This window comes from Mesorhizobium sp. WSM4904, assembly GCF_029674545.1.
Lineage (GTDB): Bacteria > Pseudomonadota > Alphaproteobacteria > Rhizobiales > Rhizobiaceae > Mesorhizobium.
Genome location: NZ_CP121354.1, coordinates 884,095 through 899,603, shown reverse-complemented (window position 1 = coordinate 899,603; position 15,509 = coordinate 884,095). Strand labels below are relative to the sequence as shown.

Annotated in this window: 12 protein-coding genes; 7 read left to right on the top strand and 5 right to left on the bottom strand. The window is 64.8% G+C overall.

The window, feature by feature from the left end; genetic code table 11:
- The first annotated feature begins 11 nt into the window (after window positions 1–11).
- Window positions 12–1,391 carry a HAMP domain-containing sensor histidine kinase gene (locus QAZ47_RS04210; RefSeq protein WP_278232624.1) on the top strand — a complete coding sequence of 460 codons (1,380 nt, stop codon included), beginning with the start codon at window positions 12–14 and terminating at the stop codon, window positions 1,389–1,391.
- Between the two features lie 130 nt (window positions 1,392–1,521).
- On the opposite strand, the gene QAZ47_RS04205 is transcribed toward QAZ47_RS04210, so the two are convergent.
- Window positions 1,522–2,391: a helix-turn-helix domain-containing protein gene (locus tag QAZ47_RS04205; RefSeq protein ID WP_278232623.1), complete on the bottom strand. Its 870-nt coding sequence runs from the start codon at window positions 2,389–2,391 to the stop codon at window positions 1,522–1,524.
- Between the two features lie 106 nt (window positions 2,392–2,497).
- Between QAZ47_RS04205 and QAZ47_RS04200 the strand changes: the two genes are divergently transcribed.
- The 5 genes from QAZ47_RS04200 (at window position 2,498) to QAZ47_RS04180 (ending at window position 8,993) form a co-directional block, all read left to right on the top strand.
- Window positions 2,498–3,766: an ABC transporter substrate-binding protein gene (locus tag QAZ47_RS04200; RefSeq protein WP_278232622.1), complete on the top strand. Its 1,269-nt coding sequence runs from the start codon at window positions 2,498–2,500 to the stop codon at window positions 3,764–3,766.
- A gap of 334 nt (window positions 3,767–4,100) precedes the next feature.
- Window positions 4,101–4,961 (top strand): sugar ABC transporter permease, encoded by an 861-nt coding sequence (locus QAZ47_RS04195; RefSeq protein WP_278232621.1) that lies wholly within the window; start codon window positions 4,101–4,103, stop codon window positions 4,959–4,961.
- A 13-nt stretch (window positions 4,962–4,974) separates the two neighbouring features.
- Window positions 4,975–5,811 (top strand): carbohydrate ABC transporter permease, encoded by an 837-nt coding sequence (locus QAZ47_RS04190; protein WP_278205732.1) that lies wholly within the window; start codon window positions 4,975–4,977, stop codon window positions 5,809–5,811.
- 12 nt (window positions 5,812–5,823) lie between these two features.
- Window positions 5,824–6,909: a sn-glycerol-3-phosphate ABC transporter ATP-binding protein UgpC gene (gene ugpC / locus QAZ47_RS04185; RefSeq protein WP_278232620.1), complete on the top strand. Its 1,086-nt coding sequence runs from the start codon at window positions 5,824–5,826 to the stop codon at window positions 6,907–6,909.
- Between the two features lie 56 nt (window positions 6,910–6,965).
- Entirely contained in the window at window positions 6,966–8,993 is a 2,028-nt protein-coding gene (locus QAZ47_RS04180; RefSeq protein WP_278232619.1) for an aldo/keto reductase, read from the top strand.
- A gap of 231 nt (window positions 8,994–9,224) precedes the next feature.
- Here the strand turns inward: QAZ47_RS04180 and QAZ47_RS04175 are convergent, their stop codons facing one another.
- Entirely contained in the window at window positions 9,225–9,653 is a 429-nt protein-coding gene (locus tag QAZ47_RS04175) for an Lrp/AsnC family transcriptional regulator (RefSeq protein WP_278232618.1), read from the bottom strand.
- 121 nt (window positions 9,654–9,774) lie between these two features.
- Here QAZ47_RS04175 and QAZ47_RS04170 point away from each other — a divergent pair, with 121 nt between their 5' ends.
- On the top strand, window positions 9,775–10,878 hold the full coding sequence (locus QAZ47_RS04170; protein ID WP_278232617.1) for a saccharopine dehydrogenase family protein: 1,104 nt from the start codon (window positions 9,775–9,777) through the stop codon (window positions 10,876–10,878).
- A 179-nt stretch (window positions 10,879–11,057) separates the two neighbouring features.
- Here QAZ47_RS04170 and QAZ47_RS04165 read toward each other — a convergent pair whose 3' ends face one another.
- The 3 genes from QAZ47_RS04165 to QAZ47_RS04155 all read right to left on the bottom strand — a co-directional run bounded on the left by QAZ47_RS04165 (window position 11,058) and on the right by QAZ47_RS04155 (window position 15,490).
- The gene (locus tag QAZ47_RS04165) at window positions 11,058–12,122 is read right to left on the bottom strand and encodes a glycosyltransferase (RefSeq protein WP_278232616.1); all 1,065 of its coding nucleotides are present in this window, start codon (window positions 12,120–12,122) and stop codon (window positions 11,058–11,060) included.
- A gap of 412 nt (window positions 12,123–12,534) precedes the next feature.
- Window positions 12,535–13,932 (bottom strand): dihydrolipoyl dehydrogenase, encoded by a 1,398-nt coding sequence (gene lpdA / locus QAZ47_RS04160; RefSeq protein WP_278232615.1) that lies wholly within the window; start codon window positions 13,930–13,932, stop codon window positions 12,535–12,537.
- 244 nt (window positions 13,933–14,176) lie between these two features.
- Window positions 14,177–15,490, bottom strand: a complete 1,314-nt coding sequence (locus QAZ47_RS04155; RefSeq protein ID WP_278232614.1) for a dihydrolipoamide acetyltransferase family protein — start codon at window positions 15,488–15,490, stop codon at window positions 14,177–14,179.
- Between the last annotated feature and the right edge of the window lie 19 nt (window positions 15,491–15,509).

Genomic DNA, 15,509 nt, shown 5'->3' with positions numbered 1-15,509 from the left:
GAATTGGTGCGATGAAGGACAAGCGCCCCAGCCTGCTGCGCAGCACGCCGTTCCGGCTGGCGCTGGCCTTTGCCTTCCTGTTCGTGCTTGCCTTCATTCTGTCCGGGGCGGTCGTCTACCAGCTGATGAGCGCCGACCTGGCGAGACGGCTCGATCAATCCATCAAGGAGACCTATACGGTCGTGGCCCTGACCTATGCGGGGAACGAGAAGGAAGATCTCATCGCCTCGGTCAACAACAACGCCGACCTCAGCCCCGACAAGGATCAACTTTTCTCGCTGACCGATCCCGACGGCAACCATCTGGCGGGAAACTTCACCGCTTCCGGCCTGCCCGACGGTTTCTCGATGTTCGCCGCCAGACTGCCGGGCGTGCCGCCCGACACGATGTATCGCGCCTATACCGGCGAGGTTGGCGGCAACAGCCTGACGGTTGCCGCCTCGCTCGCCGAGACCGACGAGCTGGAGACCATCGTGCTGATGAGCTTCGGCTGGGGGACGCTGTTCATCACCGGCCTCGCGATCGCCGGCGGCGCCCTGCTTGCCTCGCGCGTCCAGCGGCGGCTCGACGGCATCGCCGCCACCATGGTCGACGTCTCGCACGGACGGCTCGACACGCGTATCGCGCTGACCGGCAACGGCGACGACATCGATGCCGTATCCACCCAGGTGAACGCCGCGCTCGACCGCCTGTCGGCGCTGGTCGACGGCATGCGGGAGGTTAGCGCGAACATTGCGCATGACCTGAAGACGCCGCTCAACCGCCTGCAGATGATCCTCGAGCAGGCCGCCGACAAGACCGTTTCGGGCGAGGACGTCGCCGACGAGCTCGCCGATGCGCGCGCCGAAAGCTCGCAGATCAACGAGACCTTCGACGCGCTTCTGCGCATCGCCCAGATCGAGGCCGGCGCCCGCAAGGCGCGCTTCGTCGATCTCGATGTCGGCACTGTCGTCGACACCATCGGCGACGTCTATGCCGACGTTGCCGAGGATGACGGAAAGTCGCTGTCGACGAAGCTTGTTCCGGATACGAAATGGTATATCCACGGCGACCGCGACCTGCTGATGCAGATGCTGGCCAATCTTGTCGAGAACGCACTTAGGCATTGCCCTGCGGGCACGGCGATCGAGCTGTCGGTGACGCGGCAGGACGACCGCATCCTCGTCCACGTGAGCGACAACGGCCCCGGCATTCCGGCCGGGGAGCGCGAAAAGGTCTTCCAGCGGCTCTACCGTCTGGATACCAGCCGTACGACGCCGGGCAGCGGCCTTGGCCTCAGCCTCGTCAAGGCCGTCGCCGACCTGCATGGCGCCACCATCACGTTAGACGACAACAATCCCGGACTTGGCGTGTCGGTGAGCTTTCCGGCTGTGCGAGTCCCAGAAGCCTGAGGCAGTTCCCCGACACAGGAATTTTGAAAGGTTGCAGGCGCCCCAACATCGTCATTCTAGGGTCTACGCGGTACGCTTCGCTTCCCGCTCCGCCCTAGAATGACGACGGGTGGGCGACCGTTGATCATTTTTACCGCGCGACGCCCGCCTTGCGGAAATCGGAGGGCGACATGCCGGCAAGCTTGCGGAACGACTTGTTGAAGGCGCTGAGCGAGCCGAAGCCCGAGTCCATTGCGACCTTCAGCACGTTGGCGCCCTCATGCATCAAAAGCGCCTGCGCATAGCTCAGCCGCAGCAGATTGACATATTCGTTGAGCGTCATGCCCGTCGATTTCTTGAACAGGCTCATGGCGTATTTGGGATGGATGTCGGCCGCCGCCGCTATGTTCACGCAGTCGATGTCGTAGAGGAAATTCTCGGCGATGAAATCGCACATGCGCCCGACATTGCGCGAGGATTGCTGGTCGAAGGGGCTGCCCGCCCCGTGCCCCGACGCGGTCTCCGGCACCAGCCGGTAGGGCTCGAAGCGCACCCGCTCGAGCCGAAGCAGCAGCTCGTTGACGGCATGTTCGGCCTTGGCCGCATCGCCCGAGCGCGCGTACTCGTTCCAGCGCTTGAAATTGTCGTTGTCGGACTGGTCGGTGGCATTCGTCACCAGTGTCGCGCCGGTCATCAGCCGGTGCCTGACATCGGCCGGCAGATGCAGCCGGAAGAAATGCACCAGGGGCAGATGCGCGCCGGCATAGATGGCGTCGTCGGTCAGATCGTCCATCTGGTGCGGCAGCCCGCCCCAGAACAGGCACATCTCGCCGGCCGAAAGCGCGAGCTCGTGCTCGGCCATGCGGTAGTGCACGCTGCCGCGCACGATGAAATTCACCTCGACCTGGGCGTGCCAGTGCGGCTTCAGCATCACCAACGGATGGTTGTGGAACATCTGCAAAGCCAGCGGCAGGCCTTCGACGCTGCTCGCGCCTGGCTGGTAGAACGGACGCCCGGGCATCTTACTTTCCGCCAACTTCTTATTCCCTTTGTCGGGGACAAGCCTTCCGCGCCGCATAATCTACCCATGCTCACGGTGAGAGAGCAAACGAAATGGGAGGATTTCAATGCGCACCACACTGACCTGCGCCGCGCTTTTGCTTGCCCTGGGCTCCGGCCCGGCCCTCGCGCAATCCGGCGAACTCACGATCTGGAGCTGGAACATCGCCGCTTCGTCGCTGAAGTCGACCGTCGAGGGCTTCAACAAGAAATACCCCGACATCAAGGTCACGGTTCAGGACCTCGGCAACCAGCCGACCTACGACAAGTCGATCGCCGGCTGCGCCGCCGGCGGCGTCGGCCTGCCCGACATCGTCTCGATCGAGAACGGCGAGGCCGAGAACTACTGGAGCCAGTTCCCCGACTGCTTCGTCGACCTGCACACGCTGGGCTACACCGCCGAGGATCAGAAGAAATTCCCCGACTTCAAGCGCACCGAGCTCGAGGTCGGCGACAAGGCCTATGCGATGCCCTGGGATTCCGGCCCGGTCGCCGTCTTCTATCGCCGCGACTTCTACGAGAAGGCCGGCGTCGATCCCGCCTCGATCAAGACCTGGGACGATTTCATCGCCGCCGGCAAGAAGATCCAGGCCGCCAATCCCGGCGTCTCCATGACCAATGCCGACTTCAACGGCGACACCGAATTCTTCCGCATGATCTCCAACGAGCAGGGCTGCGCCTATTTCGCCGAAGACGGCCAGTCGATCACGGTCAACCAGCCGAAATGCGTCGACGCCATGACCAAGGTGAAGGAGATGAAGGACGCCGGCATCGTCTCCTCGGCCGACTGGTCGACCAAGATCACCAACAACACGGCCGGCACCGTCGCCACCCAGGTCTATGGCGGCTGGTATGAGGGCACCATCCGCACCGAATCGCCGAAGGAAAGCGGCAAATGGGGCGTCTATCTGATGCCGAGCCTGACTGCCGACGGCCCGCGCGCCGCCAATCTCGGCGGCTCCTCCCTGGCCATCACTTCGGCCAGCAAGAACAAGGAAGCCGCCTACGCCTATCTGAAATACACGTTGGAGACGAATGAGGGCCAGATCACCATGCTGAAGGATTTCGGCCTGGTGCCCTCGCTGATCTCGGCGCTCGACGATCCCTATGTCGCGCAGGGGCAGCCCTACTGGGGCGACCAGGCGGTGTGGAAGGACATCCTCGCCACGCTGCCGAAGGTTGTTCCGAGCCGCGGCACCCAGTTCCAGAGCGACGCCGAGATCATCGTCCGCGCCGTGCAGACCAAATACCTGGCCGGCGGCTATCCGGACGCCAAGGCCGCGCTCGACGACGCCGCCAGCCAGATCGCCTCGGCGACCGGCCTGCCGGTCAAGTGAGCATGACGTCGATGCCGCAAGGTCGGATACAGGAGCAACTTGCCGGACTGCTGGCGCTGCCCCTCACCTGCCTGCCGGCATCCTCTCCCCGTATAGTGACGGGGAGAGGGACGCTGTCGTCGGCGGTTTCGCCAATCACCAGCGTTGCGCGGAAGAGCGCCAAGGCCGCGGTCAGCTCCCTTCTCCCCGTCACTATACGGGGAGAAGGTGCCGGCAGGCGGATGAGGGGCAGCGCCGACCTCGTCAAATGATGGCGGCCTACCACCGGCCGCATCGGTATCAACACCGCCCGCCACGACAGGCGTGAAACAAACAACCGGAAAGGAGGAAGACGATGCGCTACCGCAACGCCACCGCGTATCGCTTCCTCACGCCCTATCTGCTGATCTTCGCCATCTTCTGGATCTGGCCGATCATCAGTTCGTTCCTGATCTCCTTCCAGGCGACACGCACCGTGCCGTGGCGCTTCGCGCCGGCCTTCAACTGGGGCCGCCTGATCGGCGACCCCGCCTTCTTCAACGCTTTGAAGAACACGCTCTTGATCCTCGTCATCCAGGTGCCGGTGATGATCTCGCTGGCGATCGTGATGGCGGTGCTTTTGAATTCGCCGCTGCTGAAGGCGCGCGGCCTCTACCGCTTCGCCTTCTTCGCCCCGGTCGTGGTCGGCGAGGTGGCCTATTCGGCGGTGTTCCGGCTGATGTTCAGCCTCGATTTCGGCATTGTCAACAAGCTGCTCGACAGCGTCGGCCTGCCCAAGATCGACTGGTTCTCCAACGTCACGCCGGCCATGGCGCTGATCATGATCGCGGTGACCTGGCGCTGGGCGGGCTACAACGCCATCATCATCCTGGCCGGCCTGCAGTCGATTCCGGAGGACGTCTACGAGGCGGCGACGCTCGACCGCGTCAGCAAGGTGAGACAGTTCTTCCACATCACTCTGCCGCTCTTGAAGCCGGTCATCGTCTTCTGCGCCGTGCTGTCGATCATCGGCACCATGCAGCTCTTCACCGAGCCGTTTCTGATCACCGAGCGTGGCGGGCCGGGCGGCGGCACCGAGACGCTGGGTCTCCTGCTCTACCGCCAGGGCTTCCGCTCGCTCAATTTCGGCTATGCCTCGGCGATCGCCTACACGATGGCGGGGCTCGCCATCGCCATCACGCTGGTCCAGCTCTGGCTGACGAGAGAACCAAAATGACGGGGGAGCCGAAATGACCTCGCGCTCTCAAAGACGGCTCGGCCGCACGATCGCGCTGCATCTTTTCCTGACGCCGCTGGCACTGGTCTGGCTGTTCCCGCTGTGGATGATGGTGGTGTTCTCCACCATGCCCGACAACGGCATCTTCAGCCCCGGCATCGAGCTTCTGCCGCATGACGGCTTCCTCGACAATTTCAACAATCTGCAGCGCGACACCAATTTCGTCGGCGCCATCGGCATCTCCGTCTCGGTGGCGGTGACCTACACCTTCCTGTCGGTGCTGCTCACCTCGATGGCCGGCTGGGCGCTGGCGCGCTACGAGTTCCTCGGCAAGGGGCTGGTGGTGGCGATCATTTTCGGCACCATCACGCTTCCCTATGCCGTGGTGCTGATCCCGCAATTCATCATGGTGGCGCGCGACTTCGCCTTGGCCAACACCTGGATCGCGCTCATCGTGCCGCCGCTGTTCAATTCGCTGGGCGTGCTCTTCATGCGCCAGGCCTTTTCGATGATGCCGGCCGAGCTGTTCGACGCCGCGCGGGTCGAGGGCGTGAAGGAGTGGCGCATCTTCCTCTTCGTCGCGCTGCCCTTGGCGCGGCCGATGCTGGCGGCCCTGGCCATCATCCTCTTCCTCGCCTCATGGAACAATTATCTCTGGCCGCTGCTGATCAACAGCCAGCCCGGCGCGATGACGGCGCCGGTGGCGCTCGGCACGCTGATCGGACTCACCAAGGTCTCCTGGGGCGGCATCATGGCCGGCGCCGTGATGCTGACGGTGCCGATGCTCGTCGTCTTCGTGCTTTTGCAGCGTCATTTCATCGCCGGCATCGCCGCCGGCGCGGTCAAATAGGTTAGGAGCGAGATGGCCGCGGTCACCCTCACCAATGTCGTCAAGCGCTTCGGCACCTTCCAGGTCGTCCATGGTGCCAACATCGATATCGCCGACGGCGAGTTCGTCGTCTTCGTCGGCCCGTCCGGCTGCGGCAAATCCACGCTTTTGCGCATGATCGCCGGGCTGGAGGACATCAGCGACGGCAGGATCGCCATCGGCGGCAAGGTGATGAACGATGTCGAGCCGGCCGATCGCGGCATCGCCATGGTGTTCCAGTCCTACGCCCTCTATCCGCACATGACGGTGGAGCAGAACCTCTCCTTCGGGCTGCGCATGAACGGCAACCCCAAGGCCGACACCGAACGACGGGTCAAGCGCGCCGCCGAGATCCTGTGTATCGACGAGCTGATGCAGCGCCGGCCGAAGCAATTGTCCGGCGGCCAGCGCCAGCGTGTCGCCATCGGCCGCGCCATCGTGCGCGAGCCGCAGGTTTTTCTCTTCGATGAGCCGCTCTCGAACCTCGACGCCGAGCTGAGAGTGCAGATGCGGGTCGAGATCTCGCGCCTGCATAAGGAGCTCGGCGTCACCATGATCTACGTGACGCACGATCAGACCGAGGCGATGACGCTGGCCGACCGCATCGTGGTGCTGAAGGCCGGCAATGTCGAGCAGATCGGCGCCCCGCTCGACCTTTACGACGACCCCGCCAACCGTTTCGTCGCCGGCTTCATCGGCTCGCCGAAGATGAACTTCCTGGCGGCGAAAGTCGTCGAGACGTCGAACAGCGCAGCGATCGTCGAGCTCGTCAATCATGGCGGCGCCAGGCTGAAGAAGCCGCTCTGCGAAGCTTTGCCGGCCGTCGGCGCCGAGGTCGTGCTCGGCGTTCGGCCGGAGCATTTCTTCGAGGCCGGCGAGGGCGGCTGCGATATTCCGGTCAAGGCAGACGTCGCCGAGCATCTGGGCTCGGTGAGCTACGTCTACGCCAATGCCGGAGCCGAGGAACTGATCGTCGAACGCGAGGCGGCGCGCCAGCGCGCCAGCGGCGACCATTTCACCGTCTCGATCAAGGCGGAGCGCGCGCTGCTCTTCGACAAGACAGGCGCGAGGATCCGCTGAACCCGATTTTTCTTGCCGGCATGCCAGGCGTGGCGGCGACCCATGGAGAATTCGACATGACATCTGGAAAAATACGCTGGGGCATCCTCGGGCCCGGCAGCATCGCAAGATCCTTTGCCGGCGGCGTGGCGCAGTCACGCACCGGCGAATTGGTTGCGCTCGGCGCCCGCAACCCCGGCAAGCCGGGACTGGCGCAAGCCTTTCCGGGCGCCCGCATCCTCGACGGCTATGACGCGCTGCTGGCCGACGATGGTGTAGACGCCGTCTACATCTCGACGCCGCATCCCGGTCATGCCGAATGGGCGATCAAGGCAGCCGAAGCCGGCAAGCATGTGCTGTGCGAGAAGCCGCTGGCGCTGACCGCCTTCGAGGCCGACGCCATGATGCATGCGGCGCGCAAGGCCGGCACCTTTCTCGGCGAAGCCTTCATGTACCGGCTGCACCCACAGACGCTGCAGCTGGTCGAGCTGATCAAATCGGGCGTCATCGGCGAGGTGCGCATGATCAAGTCGAGCTTCGGCTTCGCCATGCCGGGCTTCATGCCCGAGCATCGGCTTTATGCCAATGAGCTGGCCGGCGGCGGCATCCTCGATGTCGGCGGCTATCCGGTATCGATGGCGCGGCTGATAGCCGGCGCCGCGACAGGACAAGCTTTTGTCGAGCCGGACAAGGTGGTGGGCGCCGCCCATCTCGGCCAGTCCGGCGTCGACGAATGGGCCTCGGCGCTGCTCCATTTCCCTGGCGGCATCGTCGCCGAGGTCTCCTGCAGCATTTCGCTCAACCAGGACAATGTGCTGCGCATCTTCGGCACCAAGGGCCAGATCGAGGTGCCCGACTTCTGGTTCGCCGGTGGCAACCGCGATGTCGGACCGGGCCGGATCGACGTGATCCGGTCCGGCGGCACGCGTGAAACCCTCAGCGTCAACGAGACCCGCCACCTCTATTCCTTCGAGGTCGACGCCGCCGGCGAGGCGATCCGGGCCGGCCGCCGGGAGTTCGCCTGGCCGGGCATGGCCTGGGCCGACAGCCTCGGCACGCTGCGTGTGCTCGACAAATGGCGCGCGGCCGTCGGGCTGGAATACGAGATCGAAAAGCCGGCTAAGCACGTCAACACCGTCTCCGGCCGGCCGCTCCGCACCGGCGGTGCCGCCATCGGCAAGCGCGCCATCCCGGGCCTGCCGCGCGCAGCGTCGCGGCTGGCGCTCGGCTTCGAGGATTTCCGCACCTTCTCCTCCGGCTCGATCCTGCTCGACGCTTTCTTCGAGGCCGGCGGCAATCTGTTCGACACCGGCTTTGTCTATGGCGCCGGCTACACCGAGACGCTGCTCGGGCAATGGCTGATGAATCGCGGCGTGCGCGAGCAGTCGGTCATCATCGCCAAGGGCGCGCATTCGCCGCTCTGCTATCCCGATGTGATCGGCAGGCAGCTCGCCCAGTCACTCGACCGGCTGCAGACCGACCATGTCGACATCTATTTCATGCACCGCGACAATCCCGACGTGCCGGTCGGCGAATTCGTCGATGCCATGGACCGCGAGGCCAGGGCCGGCCGCATCCGCGGCCTGTTCGGCGGCTCCAACTGGACGATGGAGCGCATGGACGAGGCTATTCGCTATGCCGAAAAGAACGGAAAGCAGAAGCCCGGCGCGCTCTCCAACAACTTCTCGCTGGCCGAGATGCTGGAGCCGATCTGGGCGGGCTGCATCACCTCCTCGACCGATGCGTGGAAGGCCTGGCTGACGGCACGCCAGATGCCGAACTTCGCCTGGTCGAGCCAGGGCCGCGGCTTCTTCACCGACCGCGCCGGCCGAGACCGGACCGACAATGAGGAGCTGGTGCGGGTCTGGTATTCGGAGAAGAATTTCGGCCGCCGCGACCGCGCGATCGAATTGGCCGGAAAACTCGGCAAGAGCCCGATCCATGTCGCGCTGGCCTATGTGCTCGCACAGCCCTTCCCGTCGGTGCCGCTGATCGGCCCGCGCACGCTTGACGAGCTGGAGGACAGCCTCAAGGCGCTGGATATCGAGCTTTCGCCGGAGGATTTGGGGTGGCTGGACGGGGGGCAGGAGAGAAGGAGGGCGTAGCGAGTTTATTCAGGAACGAAATGGCAGACGTCGCGTTCCTTCGCGCCCCCCTCTGCCCTGCCGGGCATCTCCCCCTCAAGGGGGGAGATTGGCCGTCACCTCGACTTTCGCCGATCTCTAGCGTTGCAAGGTAGGCGGGGCGTCGAAGCTGCTGATCTCCCCCCTTGAGGGGGAGATGTCCGGCAGGACAGAGGGGGGTGCTGTCCCGCCAGCATCTCCAAATGGCCCCGCTCACCTATCCACCCTCGTCGACAAAATGATCGACGACGACGTCCGCTCCACCCCGTCCATCGCGCCGATCTGGTCGAGCAGGGCGTCGAGATCCCTGATCGACGGAGCGTCGACGATGACGATCATGTCGAAATTGCCGCTCACCGAATGCACCGTCCTGACCGGCGGCATCGCCTCGAGACTGCGCACCACCTTGTCGGCGAGCTTGGGCGTGACGGTGAGCAGCACATGCGCCTTGACCAGCCCCTGTTCATAGTCGGGTGAAAGTCTGACGCCGTAGCCGGTAATGATGCCGCGCTGTTCCAGCCGCTCGATCCGGCTCTGCACCGTGGTGCGCGACACGCCGAGCTTACGCGCGAGCTCCGCCGTCGAGGCGCGGGCGTTGGCGCGCAGCAGGGAAAGCAGGGCCTGTTCAGCTTCCGTGAGCATTTCGACGAAACCTTTCGGCAAATCGCTTAAAGTTGCGCTTCACTCTGCCAGATTTCACGCTTCCTTTCGACAGGCAAGCTGCAATGAATCAGCCAATTCGAATTTGGCAGGGGAATTGACTATGAAGAACATCGTTGTCGTCGGCGCCGGCAAGATCGGCTCGACCATCGCCGAGATGCTCGCCGCCACGGGTGACTATCGCGTCACGCTCGTCGACCGCTCCGCCGCCCAGCTCGCTGCGGCCGAATTGCCGGCCGGCGTCGAAACGCAGGAGCTCGACATCGCAGCGCCCGGCGCGCTTGAGAAGATTCTGGCCGGCAAGTTCGCCGTGCTGAGCGCTGCGCCTTTCCACCTCACCACGCGCATCGCCGAGGCCGCGGCAGCGACCGGCGTGCATTATCTCGACCTCACCGAAGACGTCGTCTCGACCCGCCGCGTGAAGGAGCTGGCGCGCGATGCCAGGAGCGCCTTCATTCCGCAATGCGGCCTGGCGCCGGGCTTCATCTCGATCGTCGCCAACGATCTCGCCGGCCGCTTCGACACGCTGGAGAGCGTGCGCATGCGCGTCGGCGCGCTGCCGCAATATCCGTCGAACGCGCTGAACTATAACCTGACCTGGAGCACCGACGGCGTCATCAACGAATATTGCGAGCCCTGCGAGGCGATCGTCGAAGGCGAGCTGATCGAGGTGCCGCCTCTGGAGGAGCGCGAGGAGTTCTCGCTCGACGGCGTCACCTACGAGGCCTTCAACACCTCGGGCGGTCTCGGCACTTTGGCCGAGACGCTGAAGGGCAAGGTGCGCACGCTGAACTACCGCACCATCCGCTATCCCGGCCACGCCGCGATCATGAAGGCGCTGCTCAACGACCTCGGGCTGCGCCACCGCCGCGACGTGCTGAAGGACATCTTCGAAAGCGCCCTGCCGGCCACGCTGCAGGACGTGGTCATCGTCTTCGTCACCGTTTCGGGGCGCAGGAACGGTCGCCTGCTGCAGGAGACCTACGCCAACAAGATCTACTCGCACCGCGTCGGCAATGTCGTGCGCAGCGCCATCCAGATCACCACCGCCTCCGGCATCTGCGCCGTGCTCGACATGCTGGCCGACGGCACCCTGCCGGCAAAGGGATTTGTCCGCCAGGAAGACATCGCGCTCGACGCTTTCCTGGCCAACCGCTTCGGCCGCGCCTACGCGCAGCACGAGATGGTGAGCCGGCTGGCGAGCTGAGCAACGCCCTCTCCTTCTCCCCCTGGTGGGAGAAGGTGGATCGGCGCGAAGCGCCGAGACGGATGAGGGGTACTCCAGCGGAGTGAGACGCATTTCCTGGAACACCCCTCATCCGGCCGCTTCGCGGCCACCTTCTCCCACAAGGGGAGAAGGGAGAACTCCGACCCGCGGCGCGTCCGCTATTTGCGCAAATTCAACGGACGCCCTGATAGAAACCGGACAAGGTTGCCTGTGGTTCGCGAGGCGATGCCGGTGCTCCGAGCGGCTTGTGGCGGCTTCTCCTGCCGGACAAGCTCGCGTGGCTTGGCGCCTGGCCGCCCCACTCTGAAGGAAGGCGTCTCGGTCGGCTTGCCCCTGAGAACGTTGGCGACGTTGTTGTCATGGACGACGATACACCATTGGGCATCCTTCGACGGCGCGATGATCGTGTTGTAGCGGGTCGCCATCTTCTGGTGATGGTCGCTGTAGACGCCATTCATCGCCGCCGATCTCTTCTCGACCAAGGTTCCGAAAGCCGACATGGCGTACTCATGGTCGGTGTAGCGGCCGGTTGCCGTGTCAAAATTCTGGCCGTGCGGAAAGGCAATATAGAGAGGTTGCTCGTCCACCGTGCCCTTTTCAATCTCCCTTCGCGCCAGATGGTCGATCCGCGCCATGAAGCTCGGCGCAAGCGCGTCGTCGCTGTCGAGCCGCGTGAGCGACACGAACCGGGCGTCGGTGTCTGCCTGGACGAAAGCATTGAACCGGGCGCCGTGGTCCTCACCGGCCTCGACCAGGATCGGCCTCACCTCGACACCATCCACGCAATTGCAGACGGCCCGGACATAATTTTCGTGCGTATCGGCATCCAGCGCGATGAGGACCGTAAAGTCCTTCAGAGACTGTGTTTCGAGCGAGGCAGCGCAGTAATTGTCAAACAGAGCCAGCCGTTCGACCAGCCAGACAGGGTCGAGATTCGCCCGTCCTTTGCCGCTCCACTGGCTTGGCGTGAAGCTGGCGCGGGTATTGCAGCGAATCGTAATATATTTCTTCAGATCCATGCTGATATGCCGGCGACAAGTCTTGGAAACAGGCCATAGCAACAATGAGCATGAAACGCCATGCGATCCACGCGGGGGCGTTGATAGTGAGAGCAGGCGGCTGGCGAGCTGGGGAGGTTCGCGACTTCCTCTCCCCCGTCGATCGGGGGAGAGGTGTCGAGCGAAGCTCGGGGGGTCGACCGGCGCCGGCCGTTGTTGTTTCAAGCGATCGAGGCTCGGTGGTGGTGAATAGTTGTACGCGCCTCCGCATTTGAACAGCGGCTTCCCCCACTCCGTCGCTGCTTCGCAGCGCCACCTCTCCCCCCTCCTCAGGGAGAGGAAAGGAGCCAAGAGGAACAGGTTCGCGCTCTTCCTCTCCCCCGTCGATCGGCGAGAGGTGTCGAGCGAAGCTCGGGGGTCGACCGGCGCCGGCCGTTGTTGTTTCAAGCGATCGAGGCTCGGTGGTGGTGAATAGTTGTACGCGCCTCCGCATTTGAACAGCGGCTTCCCCCACTCCGTCGCTGCTTCGCAGCGCCACCTCTCCCCCCTCCGGAGGGAGAGGAAAGGAGCCAAGAGGAACAGGTTCGCGCCCTTCCTCTCCCCCGTCGATCGGGGGAGAGGAAAGGGAAAGCCTCTCTTAAATATGCAGCGCGTGCCCGAGCGCCTTCAGCGCCGCTTCCTGAAAACCTTCGCCCTGGGTCGGATGGGCGTGGATGGTGCCGGCTATGTCTTCCAGCCGCGCGCCCATTTCGAGCGCCAGGCCGAAGGCCGTCGACAGTTCCGAAACACCCTGCCCGACCGCCTGGATGCCCAGCACCAGATGATTGTCCGCGCGAGCCACGACCCGCACAAAGCCGTCCTCGCCTTGCCTGGTCATGGCGCGGCCATTGGCGGCGAAGGGAAACTGTCCGATCTTGATCTCGCCGGCGAACGCCTTGGCCTCTTCGGGCGACAGGCCGGCTGTGACCAGCTCCGGATCGGTGAAGCAGATCGCGGGAATGGCGCGCTTGTCCCAGCTCCTTTTGTGGCCGGCGACGATCTCGGCCACCATCTCGCCCTGCGCCATGGCGCGATGCGCCAGCATCGGCTCGCCGGTCACGTCGCCGATGGCGTAGATGCCGCGCATCGAGGTCCGGCACTGGTCGTCGATGCGGATGAATCTTCCCGCCTTGTCGAGGTCGATCTGGTCCAGCCCCCAACCTTCGGTCAGCGGCTTGCGCCCGACCGTCACCAGGATCTTGTCGGCCGCGATCTTGGCGTTCTTGCCGTCGGCGGTTTCCACCAGCAGCGCATCGCCCTTGGTCGACAGTCCCTTGGCCTTGGCGCCGCTCATCACCTCGACGCCGAGCTCGCCGAGCCGCTTCAGCACCGGCCTCGTCAGCTCGGCATCGTACTGCGCGAGCACGCGCGGCAGGGCTTCGACCACGGTGACCTTGGCGCCCATCTTGGCGAAGGCCATGCCGAGCTCGAGCCCGATACAGCCGCCGCCGACGACGGCGAGCTTCTTCGGCATTTCGCTCAGCGCCAGCGCTTCGGTCGATGAGACGACCGGGCCGCCGAAAGGCAGGAACGGCAGCTCGACCGGCGCCGAACCGGTGGCGATCACGACCGTCTCGGCGCGGATCACCTGCGTTCCGGTCTCGGTCTCGACCTCGACGGTCTTGCCGTCGCGGAACGTCGCCCAGCCTTGCACCGTCTTGACCTTGGCCTTCTTCAGCAGCCCGGCGACGCCGCTGTTCAGCCGGCTAACGATACCGTCCTTCCAGGTGATCGTCGTGGCCAGATCGAGCGCCGGCGCGGCGACCTTGATGCCGAGCGGATCCTTGCCGCCGGCCATGTGCGCAACCTTGTCGAACTCCTCCGCGGCATGGATGAGCGCCTTGGACGGGATGCAGCCGACATTGAGGCAGGTGCCGCCCGGCTTGCCGAACTCGACAATGACGGTGTCGACGCCGAGCTGGCCGGCGCGGATGGCGCAGACATAGCCGCCCGGCCCGGCGCCGATGACGAGCAGCTTGCAGGAGATTTCTTTCATGTCAGCTGCATCCTTTCGGAAACGAGCGCGGCGCCTCTCCTTCTCCCCTTGTGGGAGAAGGTGGATCGGCGCGTCAGCGCCGAGACGGATGAGGGGTGTTCCAGCGGAGTGAGACGCCGGCGTTCCCTGGAGCACCCCTCATCCTTCGGCGACGCCTTCTCCCACAAGGGGAGAAGGGGGAGCCGACATCCCGGCGCCGCGCCTTTCCCTGCCTTACCTACGTTTGCGATAAACCTCATCCCCCTCAATCCACGAAGATCATCGCCGGCGTCTCCATGAGCGCCTTGATGCGCTGCACGAACACCGCGGCGTCCCAGCCGTCGATGACGCGATGGTCGAAGCTGGACGACAGGTTCATCATCTTGCGCGGGATGAACTGGGTGCCATCCCACACCGGCCGCACCATCATCTTGTTGACGCCGACGATCGCCACTTCCGGATAGTTGATGACCGGCGTCGTCGCCACGCCGCCCATCGCACCGAGCGAGGTGATGGTGATGGTCGAGCCCGAGAGCTCGTCGCGGCTGGCCGTGCCGGACTTGGCTGCCTCGGCCAGCCGGTTCACCTCCGCGGCGCAATCCCACAGGTCGCGCGCCTCGGCATGCTTGACCACCGGCACGACGAGCCCGGTGGGCGTCTGCGCGGCGATGCCGATATGGATGCCTTCATGCTGGTGGATGATGCCGGCCTCGTCGTCGAACAGGGCGTTGAGGTTCGGCTGGTCGGCGATCGCCTTGACCATCGCCCGCATCAGGAAGGGCAGCAGCGTCAGCTTGGGGCGATCGGCGCGCTTTTCCTTGTTGAACGTGGCGCGCAGCTCCTCCAGCGCCGTGACGTCGATCTCCTCGACATAGGTGATATGCGGGATGCGCGATTTGGCGAGCGCCATCTTCTCGGCGATCTTGCGCCGCAGGCCGATGACCTTGATGTCCTCGATGCCGTCCTTTGGGGCAAGCCCGGTGGGGCGGGCAAGCTGCGGCCCGCGCGCCAGGAAGGCATCCAGGTCCTCATGGCTGATGCGCCCGGCCGGGCCGCTGCCCGGAACCTGGCGAAGATCGATGCCGGCTTCCCTGGCGCGCAGCCGGACGGCGGGCGAGGCCAGCGGCTTTTCGCCTTCCGGACGCGGCGCGCCGGTGACGGACGCCGGGCGCGTGCCCTTGGGCGCCGCGACGGAAGGCTGCGCCGAGACTTGCGCCGGTTTTGGCGCCGCTTTCGCGGCGTTCGGCGCCGGGTCGGACTTTGCCGCTGTGGGCTCGGCCGGCGTTTCTGCCTTCGGTGCGGCCTTGGCGTCGCCGTCGGCTTTCACATTCCCTTCGCCGGCTACCTTCAGCCGCACGATCGGCGAGCCGATCGCCACCGTGTCGCCGATCTCGGCGCCGAGCCAAAGGATCTCGCCGTCGACCGGCGAGGGGATCTCGACGGTCGCCTTGTCGGTCATGACGGCCGCCAGCACGGCGTCCTCGCGCACCAGGTCGCCGATCTTGACGTGCCATTCGACGAGCTCGGCCTCGGCGACGCCTTCGCCGACATCGGGAAGCTTGATCACATATTCGCCCATCCTCAGGCTTCCCCCTTCT

What these genes read in the sequence shown, in the direction of transcription:
- QAZ47_RS04210 (WP_278232624.1), top strand. Translation starts at nt 12, where the DNA reads ATGAAGGACAAGCGCCCCAGCCTGCTGCGCAGCACGCCGTTCCGGCTG.
- QAZ47_RS04205 (WP_278232623.1), bottom strand. Translation starts at nt 2,391, where the DNA reads ATGCCCGGGCGTCCGTTCTACCAGCCAGGCGCGAGCAGCGTCGAAGGC.
- QAZ47_RS04200 (WP_278232622.1), top strand. Translation starts at nt 2,498, where the DNA reads ATGCGCACCACACTGACCTGCGCCGCGCTTTTGCTTGCCCTGGGCTCC.
- QAZ47_RS04195 (WP_278232621.1), top strand. Translation starts at nt 4,101, where the DNA reads ATGCGCTACCGCAACGCCACCGCGTATCGCTTCCTCACGCCCTATCTG.
- QAZ47_RS04190 (WP_278205732.1), top strand. Translation starts at nt 4,975, where the DNA reads ATGACCTCGCGCTCTCAAAGACGGCTCGGCCGCACGATCGCGCTGCAT.
- ugpC (WP_278232620.1), top strand. Translation starts at nt 5,824, where the DNA reads ATGGCCGCGGTCACCCTCACCAATGTCGTCAAGCGCTTCGGCACCTTC.
- QAZ47_RS04180 (WP_278232619.1), top strand. Translation starts at nt 6,966, where the DNA reads ATGACATCTGGAAAAATACGCTGGGGCATCCTCGGGCCCGGCAGCATC.
- QAZ47_RS04175 (WP_278232618.1), bottom strand. Translation starts at nt 9,653, where the DNA reads ATGCTCACGGAAGCTGAACAGGCCCTGCTTTCCCTGCTGCGCGCCAAC.
- QAZ47_RS04170 (WP_278232617.1), top strand. Translation starts at nt 9,775, where the DNA reads ATGAAGAACATCGTTGTCGTCGGCGCCGGCAAGATCGGCTCGACCATC.
- lpdA (WP_278232615.1), bottom strand. Translation starts at nt 13,932, where the DNA reads ATGAAAGAAATCTCCTGCAAGCTGCTCGTCATCGGCGCCGGGCCGGGC.
- QAZ47_RS04155 (WP_278232614.1), bottom strand. Translation starts at nt 15,490, where the DNA reads ATGGGCGAATATGTGATCAAGCTTCCCGATGTCGGCGAAGGCGTCGCC.